Source organism: Staphylococcus sp. acrmy, assembly GCF_022690565.1.
Taxonomy (GTDB): domain Bacteria; phylum Bacillota; class Bacilli; order Staphylococcales; family Staphylococcaceae; genus Staphylococcus; species Staphylococcus caledonicus.
This window is the reverse complement of record NZ_JALCVE010000009.1, coordinates 97,177-103,873: the sequence shown is the minus strand read 5'-3', so window position 1 is coordinate 103,873 and position 6,697 is coordinate 97,177. Positions and strand designations below refer to the sequence as shown.

At 32.9% G+C, this 6,697-nt stretch carries 5 protein-coding genes and 1 pseudogene; 1 reads left to right on the top strand and 5 read right to left on the bottom strand.

Going from position 1 to position 6,697, the window contains the following annotated elements:
* Window positions 1-490: 490 nt before the first annotated feature.
* The 5 genes from FH144_RS09905 to FH144_RS09885 all read right to left on the bottom strand — a co-directional run bounded on the left by FH144_RS09905 (window position 491) and on the right by FH144_RS09885 (window position 4,934).
* Entirely contained in the window at window positions 491-997 is a 507-nt protein-coding gene (locus FH144_RS09905; RefSeq protein WP_242315545.1) for a DUF805 domain-containing protein, read from the bottom strand.
* 76 nt (window positions 998-1,073) lie between these two features.
* On the bottom strand, window positions 1,074-1,838 hold the full coding sequence (locus tag FH144_RS09900; protein ID WP_242315543.1) for a MerR family transcriptional regulator: 765 nt from the start codon (window positions 1,836-1,838) through the stop codon (window positions 1,074-1,076).
* Window positions 1,839-1,938: 100 nt separating this feature from the next.
* The gene (locus FH144_RS09895) at window positions 1,939-2,586 is read right to left on the bottom strand and encodes an endonuclease III domain-containing protein (protein WP_242315541.1); all 648 of its coding nucleotides are present in this window, start codon (window positions 2,584-2,586) and stop codon (window positions 1,939-1,941) included.
* 273 nt (window positions 2,587-2,859) lie between these two features.
* Entirely contained in the window at window positions 2,860-4,521 is a 1,662-nt protein-coding gene (gene argS, locus FH144_RS09890; protein ID WP_242315539.1) for an arginine--tRNA ligase, read from the bottom strand.
* Window positions 4,521-4,934 carry a YwiB family protein gene (locus FH144_RS09885; protein WP_107507182.1) on the bottom strand — a complete coding sequence of 138 codons (414 nt, stop codon included), beginning with the start codon at window positions 4,932-4,934 and terminating at the stop codon, window positions 4,521-4,523. Before FH144_RS09885 ends, argS begins: the two co-directional genes overlap by 1 nt.
* A 490-nt stretch (window positions 4,935-5,424) precedes the next feature.
* Here FH144_RS09885 and larA point away from each other — a divergent pair.
* Window positions 5,425-6,693 (top strand): annotated as a pseudogene (gene larA, locus FH144_RS09880) (nickel-dependent lactate racemase).
* Window positions 6,694-6,697 lie beyond the last annotated feature (4 nt).

Below are 6,697 nucleotides of genomic sequence, written 5' to 3'. Positions count from 1 at the left end.
GTATTGCTTTTCATACAGCTCTTAACTTTATATAAAAGTAACATTTAAGTTTTATGATTCTTTGAGAATATATCTTTAAATATATAAAATTTAAAAGATTAAAAGAAATCTGTCTCTAAAAATAATTGAATTTATTCACTATTAAAAAGTAAGATGTTTGTCTTATTATATAAATGTTATTTGATAATTGTTATTAGTTCAAATAAAATACGGACAAATTTACATATAGCCTTTTTATTATCTTATTTAGAAATTTAAATACGAGAGGATTTTTAATGTTTAAAAGAAATACAAAATACTTTGATGATACTAAAGAAAGACTCAATGTCATTTTCATGAAAACATTCTTTCAAAAATATTGTTTAATATATGATTTTATAATTAATAAATTTAATATTACATTAAGTTAAAAATAAATAAGACACCTCATGTTATTTAATCCAATTAACGAGGTGCCTTAACTATTGATAGTTATAGGTCATACAATTATTTAATAATGGTCAACTTCTTTAGGATTGGGGCCATAGGCATTAGAACCCTGTTCACTGTCTTTTACGCAATAAACCAAGGCAATTATTGAGATAATAAGCAATGCAAATGAAATAGCACCTACTACAATCGTAACGATTGTCCCAACAAATCCTGTAAAGAAACTTTCTAAAGATACTTGGAAGTATGTATCAATGAGTGTTTCTATTTCACGAAACAACATACAAACAAGCATGATGACAGGAATCGTCATTGTATGGCCAACATCATGAAATCTACGCACTGACATAGTAAATAATCCTATTAAAAGCACTAAATCTATTATTCCATAGATTATACCGAAAAATATTTCGCCGTCTTTAAACAACGAGGTTAAGATTCCGAATATTAGACTTAACAAAATTAGTACAAGGATGTTACATAACGTAGCTAACCAATAATGACGTCGTCTTGTACGCCCTTCGATATTTAGATAATTTTGCCAAAAAAGCTTATATGCTTCAATCATCGTCGTCTCTCCTTAAATATGAGATTAATGGTATGTTAATTTCATCATTACATATTTAAGGAATAATTAAAATAGTTTATTGGTTGTATGCTCGTATAGCTTGAGCGATGTATTGGTTAAGGTGAGCATTGCGCCCCTTATTGATATTTTGCGCAAAACGTTCATCATTCTCATAAGTTAATGCCATATATTCTAAAAATTGTTCGTCGAGATTAGGTACTTGTCGTTGTAGGATTGTCTTTAACTCTGAAATATGGTGATATACTTGTGTTTCATTGGCAATATAACCTTTTTCTAATAATACGTTCATCTTTTCAAAAAATTGAGTCAGTTGCTGATTTACATCATTGTCATGTTGTTGCTTATCTGAACCTCTTAAATTTTCACGTTGTGTTTTAAACGCTTGATAATATTCAGTGTCCCCATATTTTAATTCTGCTTCTCGGTCGTATTGATCTTGTATATTATAATCATTAAATTTCTCCATATTAATCTCCTCTTCTCTATTATGTGTAAGATGATAGTCGAGAAAAGTAATCATTTGATTAAGATGATTACGACGTTGAATAATTTGCATATAATTGTTTTCTAAAAGTTGATTTTTCTCGCTAATACTTTTATTAAAATATTGTTGAATATCATGCAACGATAAATTAAGTTGTCTAAGGAAAATAATGACCTGCAATTTAGCAAGATCTTGAGTAGAATAATAACGATAGCCACTTTCTGCAATATAGCTTGGCACTAATAACTCAATTTCATGATAATAATGAAGCGTCCGTGCACTAACACTTGTAATCTGGTGTACTTCTTTAGGAGTGAAATACTCATTATTTAACATTAAGCGACACTCCTCCTTGTCTTTTTGCAACTTATTTCAACATCACTAACTTTCAACCTATCATCTAATAAGGAGTATGAACTATGACGCAACGTGAAGGTCAATCCTTATCTATAAAATAATTATCTAAAAATGTATAGCGATGTTCTCCTTTGCCATTAAAATAATTTTTTCCAAAATTATCTAGCAATGCATGGAATTCATTAGCGTCTTGATTTGTAAAATATGATGGCAAGATTATATACTTTTTAAATTTATCGTAACTTTCAGTTTGCGTATAACCTAATTTATGATAAAGACGACGTGTATAACTGTCAGGTATAAACTCAATTCCATCAAAAATATAGACAATTAATACATCTGCTGTTTCGCTACCTACACCTCGAATATTTAATAATTCTTTTCTTAAATTTTGTCCGTGTATACGTGCTATTTCTTCATAATTAAATTGATAATTCTCTAACCACTGAAATAATGCGTGAATTGCTTTACCTTTATTTTTATAGAAACCGCTAGAACAAATCACTTCTTGTAATTCTTCTAAAGGCATTTTCAAAATGTGATAAGGATTAAATTGCGTTTCTTCTTTTAATCGTTGCAAAGCCATATCTGCATTTTTCCAATTCGTATTTTGAACTAAAATGGCACCTAACATAATTTCTTCTGGTGTCTTCCCAGGCCACCAACCTTGAGGACCCATATGTTGGTACAATGTCTCGTAAAGTTCTTCTGTTGTTAGCGTTGGCATACTTCCCCTCCATTCATCACATTTTGGTAACTCAACCATGTTTAATTTTCCCTAAATGATCACCTATAATACAAGAGGCTGAGCCATTAATATAAAAAATGGTTCAGCCTTTAGTTATGGCAGTAGTTGTCTGAAATGAAGATACGTTCGAGCCTCACTTTCTTCATTTCTAGTCACCCTTGCCGGGGCGGGACGACGAAATCTTTGAAATTACATTAGATTTCTGTCCCGCTCCCTCTCGTATAAACTATATTTAATTATAAATAATCGAATTTACATTGATTCTGGTGCAGATACACCTACTAATGCTAAAGCATTGTGTAATGTAATTCTAACTGCTTCTACTAATGCTATATGTGCTTTAGTTTTTTCTGCATCGTCTGTTAAAACTTTTTCAGCATTATAGAATTTATGGAATGCTGACGCTAAGTCTTGAATATAGTTAGTTAAACGATGTGGTGCACGACTTGCCGCTACATGTTCAATTGTAGGTTCAAATTCTGCAACTTTTTTCAATAAGTCGATTGCTTTTTCATTAGTAATAGTACTAAAGTCTGCTTCTGTAGTCACTTCAACGCCTTGTTCTTTAGCTTGTTTTAAGATTGAGCAAATACGCGCATGTGCATATTGTGCATAGTAGATAGGGTTATCTTGTGACTTTTCTTTTGCAAGTTCTAAGTCAAAATCAAAGTGTGAGTCAGGGCTACGCATTGTTAAGAAGTAACGTGCTGCATCGATACCCACTTCATCCATAATGTCGCGTAATGAAATTGCATTACCTGTACGTTTACTCATTTTAACTTCTTCACCATCTTGCATTAAACGTACCATTTGCATAATTTGAATTTCAAGGCGATCACTATCTACACCAAACGTTTCTAAACTTGCTTTAAGACGATTAATATAGCCGTGGTGATCAGCGCCCATTAAGTCGATTAAGATGTCATTACCACGATTAATTTTATTGTAGTGGTACGCTGTATCTGGTGTGAAATAAGTATAATTACCATCTTTTTTAATTAATACGCGGTCTTTATCGTCTTTAAAGTCAGACGTACGTAACCATGTTGCACCATCCGCTTCATATGTGTAACCAAGTTCATGCATTTTAGCTAATGTGTTATCAATGGCACCATTTTCATATAATGATGTTTCACTAAACCAGTTATCAAAATGTACATTGAAATCAACTAAGTCTTTCTTCAACTTATCCATTTCATAATCTACACCTAATTGTCTAAACGTTTTAAGACGTTCTTCATCTGAGTAATCTTTCATCTCAGGATGTTTATTGGCTAAGTCTTTACCAATCTCAATGATGTCTTTACCGTTGTAACCATCTGCTGGCATTTCATGGCTTGTATCACCTAATGCTTCAAAGTAACGTGCTTCAATTGAACGTGCCAAATTAGTGATTTGGTTACCAGCATCATTAATATAATACTCACGAGTAACCTCATAGCCTGCTGCTGTTAAGACATTCGCTAAAGAATCTCCTACTGCTGCATTTCTGGCGTGACCAATATGTAAATCACCTGTTGGATTGGCTGAAACATATTCTAATAGAATTTTAGTGTTTTTTGATTCTTCAGCATAACCAAATTTGTCACCTTTATTAATAGCTTCTGGGATGACTTGAGTTAAATAGTGATTATCTAAATAGAAGTTAATAAAACCTGGTCCAGCAATGTCTACTTGCTTAACATTAGCTTTACTAGTATCCAAATTATCTACAATCGCTTGAGCAATTTCACGTGGATTACGTTTCGCAATTTTAGTTAATACCATAGCGATATTTGTAGAGTAGTCTCCGTTTTTAGTATCTTTTGGAATTTCAATTTTAATTTCTGGTACATCTTCTGCAAGGCCAGCCTTTTTTATGCTAGCTTCAATTTCTTCTACTAACGTGGCTTTCACTTGTTCAATAATATTCATTAGCTTATCTCCTTATATTTAATTTCATATTGATATGAGCCCATTTTTTCATCATTTTGATGTAACTCGTATTGAATTTTTAATTTCCCACCATTATCGTCCACAAAATGTAATATACTGCGTGTTTTAACCGTTAACGGAATACGACCAGCTGGAATATCATAGAGTGTTACCGTATCTTGACCTTCAACAAAATGAAGATTCATATTAATATCGCCTTTGCGTATTAATTTTACACCTTGTTCTTCAATCTTTATTGTTACATTAACAACCGCTTCTTCAATCTGTTCTTGATAGCGTATAAAGTCTGCGCTCTTTTTTTGCCATGAGCCTTGAGTAGCAAACTCGAATTTTTGCTTTTCATCATTTTGTTTTAAGACTTGCTTCGTTTGAATGTCTATGTTCTTATCCAACGTTCAACTCACCCTAATTCCTAATTAATACACCACATTATAGCACAAATCCCATAGTGCTTGTAGTCGTCAACTACCCATACATTTAGTCAATTTGGTCCTGTGAAAAATTAGGTAATTGTAACTCTGAATGACTAACTTTAATTACTTAAAATCCTAACTATATACTCACGATTTTTCATATTTTTCATTCTCTTCAAAAGTTTTATAACAAGAGACTGAGATATGCTTAGCTTTAAATTTTAACAGTAATTGACCGAGAGAAAGATAAGTCCAAGCCTCACTTTATTCATCTCTAGCTAACCTTTACTGGAGTGGAATAACAAAATCTTATAACCTTAATTAGTTAGTGTTTGCCTGTTCCACTCCCCTTCGTCTCTATTCTTTACCATTAAAATAAGATATAAATTATGCTATAATTTAACATGTAAGAAACAATTAATTTTATAATTATTACAGTTTGACATCAAGACTTATGGAGGGATAGACAGTGAAAACACATGTCCTATATGGCAAGTCTGAAGTAGAAGTCAACGTGCCTGATGATAGTACAGTAATTGAACCACAAACTATCGACGCGTTAGACGACTATACTTCAAAAATTCAAAATGTTCTGAGAAATCCAACAGGCTCTAAGCCTTTAAAAGAGCTTGTAAAAAGCGATGATACAGTATCAATCGTTATTAGTGATATTACGCGTCCAACGCCTAATCATATATTAGTACCTTTATTAATTGAAGAATTAAACCATGTACCACGTGAGAATTTTGTAATTATTAACGGTACAGGCACACACCGTGACCAAACACGTGATGAACTTATTCAAATGTTAGGTGAAGATATTGTTGATAGCGTGAAAATCGTGCATAACCACTGTAATGAAAAAGAGAGTCTCGTTAAAGTTGGTCACAGTAAATATGGTTGTGACGCTTATTTAAATAAAGAGTATGTGGAGTCTGACTTCAAAATTGTTACAGGCTTTATTGAACCCCACTTCTTCGCTGGCTTTTCAGGTGGACCAAAAGGTATTATGCCTGGTATTGCCGGTATTGAAACAATCCAAACGTTCCATAATGCGAAGATGATTGGTGACCCACGTTCAACTTGGGGAAATTTAGAAGACAACCCAGTGCAAGATATGGCACGTGAAGTTAACACAATGTGTAAACCAGATTTCATGTTAAATGTTGCTTTAAATAAAGATAAAAAAATCACTGCTGCATTCGGCGGCGACGTGTTCGAAGCTCATAAAGAAGGTTGCGCATATGTTAAAGAACATGCAATGTTTAAATGTGATGACCGTTTCGACGTCGTGATTGCCTCTAACTCAGGTTAACCGCTCGATCAAAACTTATATCAAACGGTAAAAGGTATGAGTGCGGCAAGCAAAGTTGTAAAAGAAAACGGAAATATTATTATGGTATCTGAATGTGCTGATGGATTCCCAGATCACGGAAAATTCGCTGAAATATTTAAAATGGCTGATACTCCACGAGGCATTTTAGATTTAATTCATGATCCGAACTTTTCCGAAGTCGATCAATGGCAAGTCCAAAAACAAGCAAGTATTCAAACATTTGCCAATGTATATGTTTATTCAGAATTAACTGACCAACAATTAAAAGATTCAATGTTGAATCCAACGTCAAATATTGAACAAACGATTGCAGAATTAGAAAAACAATATGGTCGTAAATTAAGTATTGGGGTTATGCCACAAGGGCCACTAACTATCCCATATGTAGAAGACGAAGAATAATCGG

Excerpts from the sequence above, each read along its gene's own strand:
- FH144_RS09905 (WP_242315545.1), bottom strand. The coding sequence starts at position 997 with ATGATTGAAGCATATAAGCTTTTTTGGCAAAATTATCTAAATATCGAA.
- FH144_RS09900 (WP_242315543.1), bottom strand. The coding sequence starts at position 1,838 with ATGTTAAATAATGAGTATTTCACTCCTAAAGAAGTACACCAGATTACA.
- FH144_RS09895 (WP_242315541.1), bottom strand. The coding sequence starts at position 2,586 with ATGCCAACGCTAACAACAGAAGAACTTTACGAGACATTGTACCAACAT.
- argS (WP_242315539.1), bottom strand. The coding sequence starts at position 4,521 with ATGAATATTATTGAACAAGTGAAAGCCACGTTAGTAGAAGAAATTGAA.